The sequence below is a fragment of the Subtercola sp. PAMC28395 genome, from assembly GCF_018889995.1.
Lineage (GTDB): Bacteria > Actinomycetota > Actinomycetes > Actinomycetales > Microbacteriaceae > Subtercola.
Genome location: NZ_CP076547.1, coordinates 1,274,867 through 1,291,957, shown reverse-complemented (window position 1 = coordinate 1,291,957; position 17,091 = coordinate 1,274,867). Strand labels below are relative to the sequence as shown.

Here is a 17,091-nt window from a genome sequence, read left to right as displayed (position 1 = left end):
TCACGAAAAAGCGGCCGTCCCGCGCCAGTCAAAACGCTGACACAGATCGCCGCTCATCCGAGAGTATGAGAACGCTGCACGCTCGTCACGAGACCTCAGCCGAAGATTCGCCAAACCTGAGTAAAACCAGAGGTTCGGGCCGAATGCCCGCCGCGAATCTGACTCAGGCATGCTTGCCGATCGCGCCCGTGACATCATTCGCCGAAACCTCGGCCGGCCGAACCTCGATACAGCCGTCGCCGCCGACGAACTCGGCGTGAGCGCGCGCAGCCTCTCTCGGCATTTCGAACTCTCCCAAACCGGCATCGCCGAACAGATCCGGGGCCTCAGACTGGAGAAGATCGCCACCGAGTTCTGCGCAAACGAAACACGACCGTCATTCGAAACTCGAGTGGGGTGCCGGCGTGTATCTTCCCGCCCACTCATCTACTCCCGCCCACACGAATGCCCCCACCCACTCGAACCGCCGCGACCCCAAAATAGTCGACCACGCTCAGCCCGTCGACGCCGCCAGCCCCCACCGCGGGTACAGCGCGTTGTACCCCGTCTGCAACCCGATGTCGAGCGCCGGCCCGTCGTGCCCCGCGTTCGGAATCTCGGTGAACGACGCCTTCCACCCAGCCGCCTTCGCCGCCGCGAACACCGTGCGCACCCCCGCATTGATCTCCTGGTCGTCAGACCCCGCCGTGAACACCCCCAGCGTGTCAGGGTATGCGTGCGCCCCCGACGCCAGAATGTTCTGAGGCCACGCCGCCTTGTATGCCGCGGCATCCCCGCCGAAGTACTTCTGAGCCGCCCCGTTGTCCCCGATCGCCTGGTACTGGTCGCCCGAGATGTCCACGACATTGCCGAAAACATTCGGGTACTTCGCCCCGAAATACGCCGCACACTCGCCGCCATTCGAGAACCCCACGAACGCCCAGCTCTTCGGGTCCTGCAGCACATTGAAGTGCGTGCGCACATACGGCACCACGTCGTTCATGATGTACGTCTCGACCTTGTCGCTCGTCGCATCGAGGCAGAGCGGGTCCTTCGACGGGTCACCGAGCTGGTCGGGGTTGATCACAATCGGAGCCAGGCCTTTGTTGGCCGACGCCATCTGGTCGAGAATGCTCTTCGGGTCATCCAGCCCCGGGCTGCCAGGCGAGCCATTCAACTGGATGATCACCGGCAGTGCCGGCGCACCCTGAACCAGTGCCGCCGGTGGCAGGTACGCCAGCGCCTTGCGTGCCACGAACCCCGAGTTCGTGTTCGGAATGTCGATCGTACCCACCGTGCCGACGCTCGGCATGTCGGCTGGCGGCGTCCACGACTGGTAGAGCGGCACGGTCGACGGCGCCGCGGTGTGCGAGGACGTGCCGGTCGGGTGCGGTGTGGTGGGGAGCCCTGTCGGCACGACCAGCGGCTTCTCTGTGCCGATGCCGAGCAACGCACCCACCGTCTTGGTCAGCCCGATGCTCGAATTCACCCCGACCGTGCCCGTGAGCGCAAAAATTAGGATTGCCACTCCCGCAACGACCTTGCGCCACCATCGCGAGCGCCACAGGTTCACAATCGCCAGGCCGATGCCCGCAAAGGTTAATACGATCCACGTGATGGTCGTAGTCGAGAAGCCGACGCCGAACAGGTCGAACACCTTCTCGGTGAGAAACACCGTCACCAACGCGACCGCCGCTCCTGCCAGAAGCCCCACCAGAGCCGTGAGAACCCACACCGGGGTGGGCCGGCGAGCGAGCAGGTACCCGGCAAGCCCCAGGCTCAGCACAACGAGCGCCACCACGGCTGGGCCGTCGACGATGTTGATCGAGAGAATGAGGTCGGTCACAGGTATCTACCGTCATCCTCTCCGTGCGCGACATCACCCTACAGAAGATGTGCACACTCGACTATCTGTGCCAGCGAGTTTCACGGGTTTCATTCAGATCCATGAGGATTTGTACAGACACGCCGCAAACTCACGGCATTCGGCTCAAATTACCCCCGAAGTGGGGGCATTTGACGACGAATTCTTGCAGGATTCGCATCGATCTCCACGATATCGTCATGATCGTGAGGGTCGGGGATCATGACGCTCACAGCGCCTCAGGCGCTCAGTGAGTAGCCGCTTCGAGGGCTACTGGGGGATAGGGCAACTTCATCGTGACAGAGAACAGCATCACCGAACCGCTTTCGGCACACGCGGTCGAGACCAGTGACTCAGGCGTTCCCATCGAGTCGGGGCCATCAACAGGGCGCGCGCAGACCTCGCCCACGTCGCATCTCACCGACCGCAACCGCCGCCAGTTCGTTCGCGCCCGACGCCGCCGCATTATCACCATCACGATTCTGATCGTCGTCGCCGCTGCCGCCGTCGCCCTTGCCACGATCGCACTGATGCACTCCCGCTGACACACACACACGCTCACACCAGCTGAAAGGCAGACTGCGCGCCGCTCCAAAGCGCAGCCGTCTGCCTCTGAAGCTCAGCGCCCTACAGCCCACCCCAGTGTCCTGGCGGCAACACCACCACGAACGCCCGGCCGACCACGTCTGCGCGCCCGACCATCTTGAGGCACGCGTCATCCGCCCCCCCAGGCACTGACACCGGCACCGCCGGGTCACGCCCCCGGCACCCCGCAATCGAATCGTTCGAGTTCGAGCGATGATCGCCGAGCACGAAGTACTCCCCCTCAGGCACCGTCACCTCGCCGAAACATCGCTGCGACGCCGGCACCGTCGAGCAATCCAGCGACCCCGCCTGAAACTCAAAATCCTGAAACACATACGGCTCGTCGATCGGCTTTCCGTCGACCAGGAGGTGCCCCTGCTTGTCGCAACACGACACCGTCTGCCCCGGCCCCGCAATCACCCGCTTCACCAGGGTGTGGTCGAGACTCTGCCCAACCCCGAACACCCCGCCCAGCCACTTCACCGCATACACCAGCGGATTCGACGGCGCGGCAGCCTTCTCCCCCCACAGGTCAGACGCCGTGAACACCACCACATCACCCGCGTGCGGATCCCCGAAATCGAGGCTCACCCGGTCCACAAGAATCCGGTCGCCGATCGCCAGCGTCTGCTGCATCGACCCCGAAGGCACGTAGTACAGCTTGACCACGAACGCCTGCACCAGAGCCAGCACCACAAACGCCGCGACAACGTTGAACCAGAAGCTCCCCGTGATGCGCCGGATGCCCGCCCGCTTCCCCCGCGCACCACCCCCTCCGCCAGCAGCACCCGCGCCACCCGCTGCACCCGCTGAACCCGCAGCACCCGCAGCACCCGCAGCCAGATCGTCCGCCTCGGGCGCCCGCGTCGCTGATTCCTCGCCCAACCCCTCGCCCAACCCGTCGCCCGACCCGCCGCCCAAGCCTGTCATCACAACCGCTTTCTCGTCGCGGCCGATGCCGTTGTCGGGTTCATGCGTTCAAACTACCGCGTTCAAACTACCGCGAGCAGGCCCGCATCAACCAGTTCCGCGACGGCAGCGCGCACCAGGGATTCCGCAGCACCCTCCTCATCCGACGGCACCCCGTGCATGGCGACCACCGCATCGATGAGCTCCACCTCCGTGCGGGGCACCACTGCCGCTTCGACAATCACCGGAGCGATCCCCGCCAACACCCGCACAGTCGTGCCACTCAGCACGATCAACGACTCCCCGTCGCGCAGCACGTCGAGCGCCACAGTGAGATATCCCGGCGCCGCATCCGTCCCAGCCAACTGCTCACCATGGCCCAGATCGCCCGCGACCGCATCGTCCCCCTGCACGCCACTCTGCGCCGCCCTGGGCCCCCCAACGTCCAGCCGCCCAGCCGCCTCCTCGAACAACCGCGCGAACAGCGGTACCAGCGTCGTCGCCTCCCGATACCGCACCTGCTTCAGCCCGCCGCACGCCTCAAAAACCTCGGCCAACCGCCGCAACGGCCGCTCCCGCTCCGGCAGATAACTGATCTGCGGCACCAGCTCCCCGATCGACTCGGTCAGCCCCACGCTCCGGATGCTCGGCAACTCCCCCTCGCCGACACCCCCCTCGCCGCCAGCACCCTCCGCAACAGCACCCTCTTCAAAATCACTCTCGCCAGCAACACCCACGCCCGCGCCCGCGCCACTTGCCACCCGGTCGAGCATCACCACCCCCACCAGCTGCAGCGCCACCCCGTCCGGCGGCCGATTCAGCCCCAGCTCGCTCGGCGAGACCTGGTCCTTCCACAGCTCCGGCGGCGGGAGCTTCACCGAGAGCGGCTTGCCGTAGGGCAACACCGTCAGATCATCCATGATCGCCAACGTCTCGTCGGTCACATACCCGAACACCCGCCCCAACGCGATCGACGCCGTCGTCTTTCCGCGCCCCGACGGCCCGATGAACGCAATCACATTGCCCGTCGCCCGGTCGACAACTCCGCCCGCATGCAGCATCAGCAGGTCACCCCTGCGTGCATCGATCGCTTCGCGCGTGATCCGCCCCGAAAGATTGTCGGCGAGCGCCCGATAGTTCGCCGCCACCACATCCGGCGGCGGCTGGCTCACACTCTCGGCACTCTCGACCGCACCCTCACCCTCGCCCCGACGAGGCGGCTCGCTCGCAGAGCCAACAGCCCCTGACAAAACGCGAGCCCGGATGATCGCCACCCCTTCAGGCGCACCCTCACCCGCCGGCGCACCCTCACCCGCACGCACCCCCGCGACCTCAGGCAACTCGCTCAGTGCGGCCCCGCACCACTTCCACGACTCCACGAACTGCCCGAGTTCGCTCGCACTCACACCCTCGAGCTCCACGGCAAAACGCACACCCAGCGCGACGAGCGAGACAACCGACCCCATGCGTTCAAACTACAGGTTTGTCAACTACGGATACGTCAACTAGAGATACGTCAACTACAGATACGTTCGACTCCAGTACGGTCGACTCCAGATACGGTCAAACGCCAAGAGACCGCAGTTCTCTAATTTCCGGCGAACCGCAACGACGCCCGCCCGTAATACTCCGCACTCCCCGTGAAGCCTCCGCGCACGATCGAGTCACCGTACCGCTGGTCGAGCGGCGCCCAGAACCCCAGCTCCGAGTCCCCGGGCCAATGACGACCGAGGTACTGGTCATACATGTCCCGCACTCTGTCGGTTGCGGCCTCCCGGGATTCGTAGATCTGGTCGACCACCCAATAGGCATCCGCGCCATCGGCATAACTGTTGCCCGCTTCGCCGTGCGCCTGCGCATACGCCCGCCCCGCAGCGATCCAGTTCGTATCGTCGCCTGATGTTGAGTACCGCCCCAGGATGAACTGGTACAGGGCCGACACCCAGCTCCAGGTCCCTCGACGATGAGCGAGCTCCTCCGATGCGTAGAACGACTTCAGGATGTCGTCGGTTGTGGAGAGCCCCTTGTGCATCCGGTCGAGCCAGAATTGACGCCCTCCTGGGTCCGGCGCCCGGCCGAGTGCCTTCTTGTACGCCGCATCGATGCAGTCCAGTCGATATTCGTCGCTCTGGGCGAACGCGTTGGCGATCACGCCCGACCCCGAGCCGTGCGCCAGCTGCGCGCCCCAGAACGCGACCTCAGCGGTCGACGGCCGGCGAGCAAGATAGTCGTAGTACAAGGCCGTGATGAATGCCCGAACGGGTGCTGAAACGCCGGCGGCCGCTACCGGTTTCTGCGTCAGGTTCACATAGGGCAGGTCGTAACTTTGGCCCTCCGTCAGCGCGAACGGAGCGACGGTCACATCGTCGTATGCCTCTGGCCCTTCATAGTGGAACGTCGCTCGGTAGGCACCGGGGTACAGATCGGTGAATCTCGCGACGTCTGCTGTGAACAAATCGCCCGAAGCGCGCACCCAGAGTTTCGTGGAGGGATTCAGAATATCGAGGGAGACGCGAACCGTACCCGAACTAAGGCAGGTGAGACAGCTCACGGGCGCGTTCACGATAGCGCCCGCCGTGAGAGTGGCATCCAAGCCGGTCTTGCTCTCACCCACAGCCACCTTCACCGGCCCCGCGCCTTCCCGATTGAAGGCATCGGAACCCGGCATCTGGGAAAAGTACCATTCATCTGCGTCTCCCCTGCCCGAGAAGATGACCGAATAGCGATCAGCCTGAAGGCCCATGAGCGAATACGAACCATCGGCCTTGGTCGTTGTCATGTGTGAATCGTAATTACCAGGGTCATCCTTCTTCGGTATGGCGTACACCGTCAGCCCGGCCAGCACCTGCCCCCGTGTGCCCCGCGCCGTCCCCGAAATCTGGGCCCCGACCGCAAGCACAACAGTAGTGGCCGTCACACTCTGGGTGAGGTGGAGGACCCGACTGTCTGTAGGCTTTATTACCCAATCGTCCACGTAAGGCTTCGAGACGAAATTACCCGTGCCGAGATAGTGGTACTCGATCGCGACAGTGTCGTGATCCCCCACTGGCAGAACGAAATTCCCCGCGGCATCCGTGGTGATCTTTGCATCGTAATCAAGCGGCGTCCACGCCCCCGCATCGTAATACCAGTACCAGATCGCCATATCTCCAACGCCCGCAGGATGCCCGGACGACCCCAGATCCACGTGCCCACTCACCGTGAACCCAGAGGTCGTGGCCTGGGGGGACGGCGTTGCACCTGCCGTCGGCGTAGCACTCGACGTCGGAGTCGGACTTGGGCTCGGGCTCGGAGTCGGGCTCGGGCTCGGGCTCGGCGTAGCAGTCGTTTTGCCGGCCGGAACACCGGCAGTTGGTATCGGTGTGGCAGTTGGTGCCGGTGGAACAGTTGGTGTCGGCGTGGCCGCCGGAATCACCGCCGAAGAAGAAGTCGGTGTCGCACTCGGACTCGGCGTCGCAACCGATCCAGGCTTCGAAGAAGCGGTTGGCGTCGGCGTCGGCGTCGGCACGGTCCCCTCGGCAGACGCCCCCGGAACGAACACCGCCGCCAGACTCAACGAAACCGCGATTGCCGAAACACGAACAAACGATCGACCCACGGCGCCCCCGCCCCACTACCCAATGCCCAATGCCCAATGCCGGCACTAACCGACGCGCCTTCACTGGCGTATCGGCTTCAGCGTACCGGATCGGCGCGCGCGCCCCTCACTGCCTCGAAGCCGACAGAGCCGAACATCTTCTCGAAAATCCTTGGGCCTGAAAAGCTGCCCCGACATCGCTTCGAGCCCACTCCCCCAACTCTCACCCCGCATTCGACCGCACCTCCCCTTGCCGTCCTGCCGACAAACGGTCCGAAAGAAAGCCAGACTGCCGAAACACCGTTCCGCCGGAACACGCCCGAATCCGCCCCTCGGTTTGGGGGTCACCCAATCCGCCAGAGCACCCCCACCGCCGCGCCCCATGCGATACCTTCGGAACGGCCACACCATCGGGGGTGCGGCCTACGCAGAAAAGCGTTTCATCTTCATCGGTTTCGCAGGCCGAGAAACGGGCAGTCCCATGGCACAGCAAAGTTCAGAGTTGAACGACAACCACGCCTCACGGGTTGGGATGATCGTGAAACTCTCGGTCCTCATCCCGGCCGGTCTCATCACAGCCGCCCTCGTGGGCGTGGCTCTCACGCAGCGCCCCTGAGGCGCGGCGCAACGCAACAGTAGCGACAGCAATAACCGCGTCCGAGTCTCAGCCTCAGCCTCAGCCTCAGCCTCAGGCCCCGGCCGAGGCAAGCCTCAAAGCGTGCGCAAGATCTAAGCGACGCCTCGCATCTGACTGGGAGCGCGGTCATGCACCCAGACCACCGTGCGCCGCATTTCGGCATCCCCGCCGAACCCCGAGTGCCGGTCGATGTGCCAGGTCAAGGTGACAATAGTCGACCCCGACGAGCATGTCCACAGCAGTCACGACCCGCTGCCGCCTGATTTCATCGGTCACCGACGAAAGCGCCGCAGCGAACGCACACATTGCGGGTGTCAGAAGACGAAGATCTGTGCGCGCGCGCCACCAATCCGCTCCCGTCACCGCTCCGAAGAAGTAGTGAGTCTGAATTCAAGCAGAGCATGAACCAACGAATTCGCAAAGAATTCACGGAGTGTGCACCCAACAAGGGGGGATGCTTAATGATTCATGCTCGCGTATCGTTTAGTGCCTACAGCGCCGCACAGCCCAAAGCCGAAATACCGGCGCAGAACCGAAAGCACCAATGAGCCCCCCAAAACGAGCCGACAAGCCCTTCGAGCGGCCAGAACTCACGTCGACGTGGCACAAATTCTCGCACAACCTCGTTGTGCAGGTGACCGTCGGCGTAGTGCTTGTTGGCGGAACGGTAGCTCTCGTGGTCGTAGCTTTCACCCAGTAGCCAGCTGCCTCCTAGTCAGGGCAGTGCATGCTGCCTTACCGCCCGCCGAACCGCGCAATACTCCGCAGGAAGTACTCGTTCCCGGCGGTGATACTCTGCCTCAGTCCCGAGTCCCCCACCTGCGGCGCGTCCACAATCGACTGCTGCAACTCAGCAGCCGTCGGCACCCGACCCAGATACTTCTGATACATCGGCACAACCCGAATCCCGGTCGTCTCCGCCGAAGCCCAGAACTGCTTCACAACCCACGTACGACCCTTCTTCGCCGCATACGACGCCCAGAAGTCATACTCGGCGCTGTTCCCAGCGCGATGCAGAAGGCTCTTGTACAACGACGTGGCAAAACCCGAGTTCGTCGAACCATGCAACTGGAAGTACTCCTGCGACGCATACAGCGCGATCTCGATGCCGTCTGTCGTGATCTGCCCCGCACGCATCGCCGCAAGCCACGTACTGACTCCGGCAGGCTCCGCCACACGACCCAGAATCGTCGTGTACGCCGCTTTGATCCGGATGATCCGATACTCATCGCTCGTAGCAAACGCCTTTGCGATCACACCCCGCTTCGTGCCCGTCTGAAGCAGATTCGTGAATGTCGCTTTCTCCTGCGCCGACTGCGTGCGCCCCAAATAGTCCGTGGCGAGCGCCGTCACATACGCAGAGTACTTCGCAGCCAGTGTCAGTGGCGGTGCAGGCTGAGTCGGGGTCGGCGTCGGAGTGGGAGTTGGTGTGGCCGTTTGCTTCGGCGTCACGGTAGGCACCGGAGTGATAGTTGGCGCCGGAGTAACCGTCGGCTTCGGTGTCGTCGTCGGCGTAGGGGGAACAGTGGGTTTCGGCGTGACGGTGGGCTTAGGCGTGACGCTCGGTGTCGGCGTCACGCTCGGTGTGGGCGTGACGCTCGCCGTTGCCGTCCGCCCGCTCAGGGTAGCTCCACCCGAAGCCGCCGAAGCATAAGCAGTGACGCCCGCAGCGTCCGCCGTAGCCCCTGTCGCCGAAACCGCTCCAGCCGTGACCGAACCAACGACGAGCGCAATAATGAGTAGAACTGCCTGGCCCGATGGGCGCCCGCCGCTCACGCTCAGGCTGCCTTGAGTATCAGCGTCAGAACGCGAGCGATCTCATCCAGCGCAGGAACCATCTGCGCGACAGAGAGCTCGTAGACCTCGTCTTCGCGCCGATACGGGTCGATCACGTCATCGAGAGCCGGGTCCGCAGCCGGGTCCCCCTGAGACCGACGCGAAGCCAGCAGCCGGCAGACAGCCTTGACCTTCTCGGCATCAGACCCCCCGGCAGCAGCTGCAGCCGTAACCTCGTCGTCGCTCACCAGGCTCCCGAGCCGCGCGAACTCCCGCACCGTGAACGTCACCAGCAACTTGCGCGGAACCATCTGCACCACCTCGCTGCGATGCCCCCGGGTGAGCGGAAGAATCAGATCCGCCTTCTCGATGTACGGCTCCACCAGATAACGGGCGGAATGCGTCCCCGGCTCGAGCCCGAACCGCTCCGCCAGCGCACCCATCTCGTCCGTCATCGAATCACCATCGCGCGCCATCGTTCCTGCGCTGCTCACGGTGACCCCCGTCAGCCCGGAGAGCTTCGATTGCAGATACAGCGCCGCGAACGGGGATCGGCAAATATTGCCCGTGCAGACGGTGAGAATCGAGAGAGTCACAGTGCGGCCTTTTCACAACTAGCGGGGCATCGGGCAAGTGAAGCAGAAGTCTTTCAAGCGTAGAGGGATTTCCCCATACGCACGTGCGCTCTGTCTGCGAGCACCTCCACATTGCCGCGTACGCGGCTACTGTCTGGTTCGTCGTTGTGTGCAGGGTCGGGGTGTTTGTGTCCAGTCGATCTCGGGCGGCGGGATGATGTGCGGCGCACCCGTGATCATGACGAGTTTCCACCGGCTCTTGTGCACGTTCGAATGGTGAAAGTGACACAGCAGTACCCCGTTGTCGACATCTGTTCGACCCGGCAAATATCCTGTGTCACGCCAATCGAGAACATGATGGGTCTCACACCACGACGGGGGTCTGCCGCAGCCCGGCCACACACATCCGCCGTCGCGGGCGGCGAGGGCCCTGTTCTGCGCCGGAGTGAACAATCGTTTCGTCTTCCCGTGCTGCAACACCCGCCCCTCCCGCATCACCGTCGCAATCACATCCCCATGGCACAGCAACTGCTCGACGGTTGCCACCGGGACGGGCTGGTCGACCCCGTCAACCCAGCCCACACCCCGCCCGTCGACAACATCTTCCAAGGTGACGTGCACGTTGATCGTCGGACGCGCCCCACACAACACCGGCATACCCGGCAACCCCGCAACCCGATCGATATACGCCGTGAACCCATCCGCCAACAACTGCTCACGCGTGCGGCTGTCAGCCAACACCGGACTCACCTCATCGTCGATGTCGTCGTCGGTGTCGTCATCGGTGTCGTCGTCGTCGAAGCGCGGGCCAGAGGATTCGCCACTGCGCGAAGGACTACCCTCTCCGCCAGGTGCACGATGGTCGTTCGGAGCATCGTTGTCGCAGTTCTCATCATCGACCCGTGCCACACGACCGTCGTGAGTCTCGTCACCCTCAAGAACTCCCGAAGCGTCGCCGGGGCCGCCGAATCGCGGGAGTCGGGGGCTGAGGATGGTTTGGGCGATGGCCTGCCACTTCGCACCCTGCACCGCCGTCAACAGACCACCGACCTTGAACGTACCGTCAGCCTGCTGCCGTAACCACAAGCCGCGCTTGTCCTCCAACTCCCGAGCTGTCGGTTCAGCACCATCAGGATCCAGATGCCCCTGCCACTGCGCTGCCATGATTGCCACCTGATCCGCCGACAACGAAAGCCCCACCTCCGTCCTGGGGTCAGCGGCGAGCACCAACATCCGCTCACACTCATGCAGATCCGCACCGAACCCCACCCGGCGCGCCGAATCCCCCAACATGCGAGTAATGACCTGGGCACTATCGACCCCGAGCCGCCCCGAACGCAGCGCCTCCAGCACGGCAGGGAAGTTGCTCTCATTCACCAGCCCCACCAAGGACACCGACGACCGCACCGCCATACCGAGCCGCACCCGGCCTGCCGCGGTCTTCTTCGACACCCCCGTCAAACCACTGATCAGCGACACCACATCCGCGCAGCCATGCTTCACCGTCAACCGGTCATCACCATGCTCACGTTTAGACCGTTCAGCCAGCTCCCCCGCCGCCTCGACAACGATCCCCTCCGCACACCGCAGCAACGCCTCACCCGCCACCGCCCAGGCCAGCAACTCCTCGTCGGCAAGCCCGCAGGGCGCGGCAGCCCCAAACCCACCCGACGACACAACCGCTTCTACAGCCGCACGCAACGCCGCAACCCGAGGGTCATCAAGACCCTCAGGCGACGACCCGGAACCTCCGGCAGCTGGTGTTTTCATACCCCCATCCAAACACCCACCACTGACAATCCCTCACTAAACGAGAGCCGCCACCAAGATCAGTGCACAGCCTCTCATGAGCACCCGTTGTTAGGGACTCTTGACCCAACGAGGGCAGCGATATGCCGAACAACAGACTGTCGCGAATTCGGCAACCCTCCGCTGTTCGCGGGATGAGAAGGCGGCCCGGTTCGCCTGGTTCGGGCAGTTCAGGCGCGCTCGGTGCTCACGGGCTCGACTGCGTCACCTGGCGCGCAACCAGTGCCCCGGCCCCGACCAAGTTAAGCTCCCCACCCACCAGATCCTGGAGCCGATTGGACGCTATGCCTCTCATTGCAAGTACTGGGCGCAGAAGCCAAGGAGGTCCATGCCTGCCTGTTTGAACACGCCAGTGTCGACGGTCGCATTGACCCTGCTCGTTTGTATCGTGAGGAGCTGGCGCAGTGTGACTTCGTTCCGGTCGATCAGCCTCTCCGAACTGACTGAAGCCCGGGTGCGAACATCGTCGAGGGCGATGATTGTGCTCTGGAGCTCACCGACAGTAACGAGGGAGAGATCCGGTTTCGTCTCGAACCTTCGCACGATATCGACGGCATCGACAATTGGGCCATCTGTACTGGCTCCATACAGGGCATCACATGTGGTGTTGTCATCGACGAGCGCTGTTGGCATGAGGGCGTAGCGCCCAGCAGCTGGCGTGTCTGCAGGTTCGCCTGTGCAACCGGTGAGCGGGCAACTCACGAGGACTATTGCCGCGATGGCAGGAACGAAGCGCATCAGTGCAACTTACGTTCATGCCGCAGGATCGTCTGCGCCTACAAGTGGGGATTACGTCCGGCCCGGTCAATCGACAGTCCAACCCGCATTGCTGTGCGTGAGGTAGCAATCAACATTGCTTTACACCGGGTCTAACCCGCAAAGCCCCCAAACGCACCAACCGAAACAGCTCGCGACGCTAGGGCGCAGACAACCCCAGGTCGAAATTCAGCGCGCTCTTCCGGGGTGCCCGCTGCGACGGCAACCCAAGGTCAGACGAAGGCCGACTTACCGACTGCACAGCAACTGGCTCAAACACCTCGAACGCTGCAACCCCTATCTCAGCAGTGGCAGCCCGACGTGGCACCAGCCCCAGCAGAAACGCCGACGCAGAGCGCACCGCACCAGGGCGATGGATCGGCGCGAGCGACAACTCGAACGCATCACCCAATCTCTCTCCAGACGACGCATCCCGCACGGGCAATCCCGCTGCGAACGCCCCGCGCCCAGCGACAGAATCGCCCGACCCTGAGCCCGCCGCCACCAACCCTGCGGAGACAGGCGTCACGACCCCCGCCACACTGAAGAACCCAGCATTCGCCCCAGCATTCTGCACCCCGAATTCCCCGGCAACCCCGAAAACACCCAGACCACCACGTTGCCCGGCACTCGAGCCGAACACTGGCCTGAACCGCAGTCGCCTCACGCGCCACCGCGCGAACAGGTACGCCCCGAACCCCGCGAGCAACACCAGCCCACCAGCAATCCCGGCCAGGAGGAACGGAAAGGCATCGCGCGCCACCCCCGCCGACGGTGGCGGGTAGAACGGCAGCTCGATCGCAGGCAGAGGCGCAGCCGTGGCCGTCACAGTGGGCGCTGGCTCCGGCGTCGGCACTACCGTCGGCGCAGCAGTAGGGGTGCTCCGCTCGACAATCCCGCCGCCCGCCGGCAAGACAGCAATGTTGGTCACCGCAGGGTCCGGCGTTACAACGGGGTCCGGAGTCACCCCAGGGTCAGGCGTCAATGGCACAACGGCCGGGTCGGTAACGGTGGGTTCCGGCGTAGGCACAACGGTAGGGCTCGGGTCAACGACCGGCGGCGTCGGCACCGGGTCTGGCGGCGGGTCAACTGTCGGCACCGGCGTCACAGGCACGTCGGTCGGCGCCGGGTCGGCGACCAGCACAATGGATGACCGGCTCTCCCCACTCGCAAGCTCAGGGGCAGCCACCGCAGCACTACTGGCAAACAACGCAAATGCCGAAACCCCGATCGCACCCACAATGGCGAAGGAGCGCCTGGCGGCCCAAGTGCGTCGTGGCACGTGACTCCTCCGATAGGCATTGGCGTTCGTCCGTGTGCGAAATGGCACCAAGTTACACGTTCTGTATAGTTTGACATGCGAGATAGTTTCAAATGCGAGATTGCAGTCGTCAGCCTTGCATTTTCTTTTGCGGCCCAGACCCCTTGTCGCGCTTCGAAGCGTGAACTCTCCGAAGAACCTTTCTGCAACTTGTGCCACACGCGCCAGCCGACATCAAATAGGGACCAGACGCCGTGAATCTTGAAGACTACATCCGGGTTCTGCGCAAAGGGTGGCTGCTGGTAGTCGTCCTCGCAATCGCTGGCGCTGGTGCCGGCGCTGCAATCGCTGCGGCCGCCACACCTATGTACCAATCGACCGCGACAATGTACGTTTCGGTTCAGGCGTCCGAATCTCCAACGGCCGGTGAACTGACCTCGGGAAACACGTATGCCCAGGCAAAAGTGAAGTCATACCTCGACATTCTCACGAGCGCCTCCGTCCTCGACCGGGTCATCGACGACCTCAAGCTCAACACCACTGCCAAGAAGCTCGGCTCCCAACTTTCGGCGACCTCGCCGGCCGGCACGGTCATCATCGAGCTGGCAGCGATCGACACTGACCCTCAGATGGCAGCGAATCTGGCGAATGCCACCGCTAACAGCTTTAGCACCGTCGTGGTGCAAAAACTTGAAAAACCCACTGGTGGTGGCAACAGTCTGGTTCGCGTGCAGGTCATCGATCCAGCTCTTCCAGCCAGCACTCCATTCAGCCCCCAAATCTCTCTCAACATCGCTCTCGGCCTTCTCGTCGGGCTCGTCTTCGGAATCGGCGCCGCCTTCCTCCGGGCGGCCCTCGACACCCGCGTTCACGGGGTCCATGATGTCGAAAATGTGACGAACGCGCCTCTACTCGGCGGCACCAGTTTCGACCCAGAGTCGGCCAAGCACCCGCTTATCGTGCATAGCGACCCGCGCAACCCACGGGCCGAAGCCTTCAGATCCCTGCGAACCAATCTGAGGTTCGTCAACGCCGGCTCGAGCAACCACTGCTTCGTCATCACATCGTCGATCGGCGCCGAAGGCAAGAGCACCACCTCGGCGAATCTCGCCCTGGCACTGGCCGAGACCGGCGCACGAACGGTTTTGATCGACGGCGACCTGAGAAAACCAAGACTTGCCGAATACATGGCAATCGAAGGATCCGTCGGGCTCACCGACGTTCTTATCGGCACGGTTCCCTTGGCCGATGTTCTGCAGCCCTGGGGCACCGGCGAGCTCTACGTGCTCCCGGCAGGGCGAATCCCCCCGAACCCCAGCGAATTGCTCGGTTCACAGGCAATGCAAGACCTCATAACTGCTCTCAACGACCAGGTCGACTACGTGATCATCGATGCGCCACCGCTCCTGCCGGTGACTGACGCCGCGATCATCAGCAGCATGACAGCGGGCGCAATCGTCGTCGCTGGTTCAGGCAAGGTAAAGCGCACCGAACTGGCCCGGGCGCTCAACTCCCTGACGGGAATCAAGAGCAACGTTGTCGGCGTAGTGCTGACAATGCTCCCTTCAAAGGGACCCGACGCCTACAACGCCGAGCGCTATGGCTACTACGGTGCGGGCCCCGAGTCAGAACTCTCTCAGACTGCTGCTCCGATCCGCCAGCGACGGCGCAGCAAATAGCCTTCACGTCACAAGGCGGGTTCCCAAGGTGCGGCATTCGTTGCGCCTCTAGTCATCGCCTCGGCCGAGTTCCCACGACTAATACGCGCCGTCGCTCCCCAGAACGGCTCGCGCTGTCTTCAGCAAAATAACGAAGTCACCCACCATTGACCAGTTTTCAACGTAGTAGAGGTCGAGACGAACCGAGTCTTCCCACGAGAGGTCCGAACGCCCACTGACCTGCCAAAGCCCAGTGATTCCGGGTTTCATCAAGAAGCGCCGGTGAACGTGGTTCTCGTACTGGTCCACCTCACGTTGCAGGGGCGGCCGCGGCCCGATGAGCGACATGTCTCCACGAAACACATTGAACAATTGAGGCAATTCGTCGAGGCTGTAACGCCGAAGCACCTTGCCAATGGGGGTGATGCGGGGGTCATCCTTCATCTTGAAGAGCATGGTGTTGCCCGCATCGCGGTCCTCGAGCACGAGTTCGTTGAGCAACGCCTCAGCATCAGGCACCATCGACCGAAACTTCATCATCGAAAATCTCGAACCATTGAGCCCGACGCGTTCCTGCCTGAAGAACACCGGGCCCGGAGTGCTGAGTCGCACGATCATCGCGATGCCGATCAGCACCGGGCTCAGCAGCAGAATCAGCGCGCCCGATGAGACAACATCGAAAATGCGCTTCTGATAACGCTTGAACCCTTCATAGCGAGGAGTCTCCACATGAATAAGGGGTAGGCCCGCCACCGGGCGGGTGTGGATGCGCGGCCCTCCGATGTCGGTGAGGCTCGGCGCCACCACCAGGTGCTGGCGGCCCGGTTCGAGCGACCAGCTCAACTCTCTGATCTTGTCTGGGGAGAGTTCGTCTGAGCTCGTAATGACGATGGTGTCTGCACCCGTCGCCGCAATCGCGGGCCCGATGAGGTCGACGCTGCCTGCAATAGGAATGTCGGTGCCCGGGAGATAGTCGGCCACTCGCCCGCTCGCCGTGCAAGCGCCGACCACGTGGTAGCCCGCTTCAGGGAATCTCCCGAGCTCTTTGGCGATGTGCAGCACAGAATCCATAGAGCCGACAAGCAACACCTGGGCGCTGTAGAAACCCGATTTGCGTTGCTTCTTCAGCCAACGACGCCACAGCACCCGGCTGACCACCAAAGCGATCACCCCGAGAGGCAGCGAAATCAAGAAGAACCCACGGCTGAAATCAATTCGAAAGAGAAAGGCGAAGATTGCAAAGAGCCCAAATAGTCTCCAACTCACGTCAAAGATGACCCGGTACTCAGAATTTCCTGTACCCACGATGCGATCGCCGCGCGACCCGTACAAGCTGAGCGTCAACATCCAAAGCAAGACGACAGCAATCGAGATGAGCGTGTACAAGCCGCTGAAGTTGCTGAACGGGTCGGATGCATCGGCCCCCGTCGTAAACGCGTTTTTGAGCCCGAAGCCGAACCAGATCAGCTGCGTGAGCGCCACAGTCACTGTGATGACTAGAAGGTCGGAAATCACCAGACGTCGTGCGTAGGCTCGACGCCAGTCAAGCGACCCCTGCCCTCGATGAACCACGTTGGTCTGCTGTCTTTCGTCTACCGTCATTGCCTGCCCCCGTGCACATTCGCCATCAAGAAACACGAAAAGTACATTCGAAAGACTACTGTTCGCGTCAGCTCGCTGGCTTTCTCAAGCCAGAGAATTTACG

Annotated in this window: 17 protein-coding genes; 7 read left to right on the top strand and 10 right to left on the bottom strand. The window is 63.1% G+C overall.

The genetic code is table 11. The features are described 5' to 3' along the window. Positions 1–493: 493 nt before the first annotated feature. Complete coding sequence (locus KPL76_RS05975) at positions 494–1,825, bottom strand: alpha/beta hydrolase-fold protein (RefSeq protein ID WP_216335552.1); 1,332 nt, start codon at positions 1,823–1,825, stop codon at positions 494–496. Positions 1,826–2,139: 314 nt separating this feature from the next. Between KPL76_RS05975 and KPL76_RS05970 the strand changes: the two genes are divergently transcribed. Then, positions 2,140–2,388: a hypothetical protein gene (locus tag KPL76_RS05970; protein WP_216335551.1), complete on the top strand. Its 249-nt coding sequence runs from the start codon at positions 2,140–2,142 to the stop codon at positions 2,386–2,388. A gap of 82 nt (positions 2,389–2,470) precedes the next feature. Here KPL76_RS05970 and lepB read toward each other — a convergent pair whose 3' ends face one another. The 3 genes from lepB to KPL76_RS05955 form a co-directional block, all read right to left on the bottom strand. Beyond that, entirely contained in the window at positions 2,471–3,358 is an 888-nt protein-coding gene (lepB, locus tag KPL76_RS05965) for a signal peptidase I (RefSeq protein ID WP_216335550.1), read from the bottom strand. A gap of 62 nt (positions 3,359–3,420) precedes the next feature. Then, the gene (locus tag KPL76_RS05960; protein ID WP_216335549.1) at positions 3,421–4,803 is read right to left on the bottom strand and encodes a hypothetical protein; all 1,383 of its coding nucleotides are present in this window, start codon (positions 4,801–4,803) and stop codon (positions 3,421–3,423) included. Positions 4,804–4,925: 122 nt separating this feature from the next. Then, positions 4,926–6,524, bottom strand: a complete 1,599-nt coding sequence (locus KPL76_RS05955; protein ID WP_216335548.1) for a DUF4214 domain-containing protein — start codon at positions 6,522–6,524, stop codon at positions 4,926–4,928. Between the two features lie 28 nt (positions 6,525–6,552). Here KPL76_RS05955 and KPL76_RS05950 point away from each other — a divergent pair, with 28 nt between their 5' ends. The 3 genes from KPL76_RS05950 (at position 6,553) to KPL76_RS05945 (ending at position 8,251) form a co-directional block, all read left to right on the top strand. Beyond that, the gene (locus tag KPL76_RS05950; RefSeq protein ID WP_216335547.1) at positions 6,553–6,984 is read left to right on the top strand and encodes a hypothetical protein; all 432 of its coding nucleotides are present in this window, start codon (positions 6,553–6,555) and stop codon (positions 6,982–6,984) included. Between the two features lie 411 nt (positions 6,985–7,395). Continuing rightward, positions 7,396–7,530, top strand: a complete 135-nt coding sequence (locus KPL76_RS14870) for a hypothetical protein (RefSeq protein ID WP_256438727.1) — start codon at positions 7,396–7,398, stop codon at positions 7,528–7,530. Positions 7,531–8,095: 565 nt separating this feature from the next. Then, on the top strand, positions 8,096–8,251 hold the full coding sequence (locus KPL76_RS05945) for a hypothetical protein (protein WP_216335546.1): 156 nt from the start codon (positions 8,096–8,098) through the stop codon (positions 8,249–8,251). A gap of 35 nt (positions 8,252–8,286) precedes the next feature. Here KPL76_RS05945 and KPL76_RS05940 read toward each other — a convergent pair whose 3' ends face one another. After that, entirely contained in the window at positions 8,287–9,003 is a 717-nt protein-coding gene (locus KPL76_RS05940) for a DUF4214 domain-containing protein (protein WP_216335545.1), read from the bottom strand. A gap of 13 nt (positions 9,004–9,016) precedes the next feature. On the opposite strand from KPL76_RS05940, the gene KPL76_RS05935 reads away from it, so the two are divergent. Continuing rightward, entirely contained in the window at positions 9,017–9,205 is a 189-nt protein-coding gene (locus KPL76_RS05935; protein WP_216335544.1) for a hypothetical protein, read from the top strand. 124 nt (positions 9,206–9,329) lie between these two features. Here KPL76_RS05935 and KPL76_RS05930 read toward each other — a convergent pair whose 3' ends face one another. From KPL76_RS05930 to KPL76_RS05915, 4 genes are all read right to left on the bottom strand, one after another. After that, a complete protein-coding gene (locus KPL76_RS05930; protein WP_216335543.1) occupies positions 9,330–9,923 on the bottom strand; it encodes a low molecular weight phosphatase family protein in 594 nt (197 codons plus the stop codon). 126 nt (positions 9,924–10,049) lie between these two features. Continuing rightward, entirely contained in the window at positions 10,050–11,672 is a 1,623-nt protein-coding gene (locus KPL76_RS05925) for an HNH endonuclease signature motif containing protein (protein WP_216335542.1), read from the bottom strand. A 330-nt stretch (positions 11,673–12,002) separates the two neighbouring features. Further along, positions 12,003–12,449, bottom strand: a complete 447-nt coding sequence (locus tag KPL76_RS05920) for a hypothetical protein (RefSeq protein WP_216335541.1) — start codon at positions 12,447–12,449, stop codon at positions 12,003–12,005. A gap of 178 nt (positions 12,450–12,627) precedes the next feature. Then, on the bottom strand, positions 12,628–13,296 hold the full coding sequence (locus tag KPL76_RS05915; protein ID WP_216335540.1) for a hypothetical protein: 669 nt from the start codon (positions 13,294–13,296) through the stop codon (positions 12,628–12,630). Between KPL76_RS05915 and KPL76_RS05910 the strand changes: the two genes are divergently transcribed. Together KPL76_RS05910 and KPL76_RS05905 are read left to right on the top strand one after the other, a co-directional pair. Beyond that, the gene (locus KPL76_RS05910; RefSeq protein ID WP_216335539.1) at positions 13,286–13,753 is read left to right on the top strand and encodes a hypothetical protein; all 468 of its coding nucleotides are present in this window, start codon (positions 13,286–13,288) and stop codon (positions 13,751–13,753) included. The genes KPL76_RS05915 and KPL76_RS05910 overlap by 11 nt on opposite strands. Positions 13,754–13,982: 229 nt before the next feature. Further along, positions 13,983–15,407 carry a polysaccharide biosynthesis tyrosine autokinase gene (locus tag KPL76_RS05905; RefSeq protein ID WP_216335538.1) on the top strand — a complete coding sequence of 475 codons (1,425 nt, stop codon included), beginning with the start codon at positions 13,983–13,985 and terminating at the stop codon, positions 15,405–15,407. 78 nt (positions 15,408–15,485) lie between these two features. On the opposite strand, the gene KPL76_RS05900 is transcribed toward KPL76_RS05905, so the two are convergent. After that, a complete protein-coding gene (locus KPL76_RS05900; protein WP_216335537.1) occupies positions 15,486–16,988 on the bottom strand; it encodes a sugar transferase in 1,503 nt (500 codons plus the stop codon). Between the last annotated feature and the right edge of the window lie 103 nt (positions 16,989–17,091).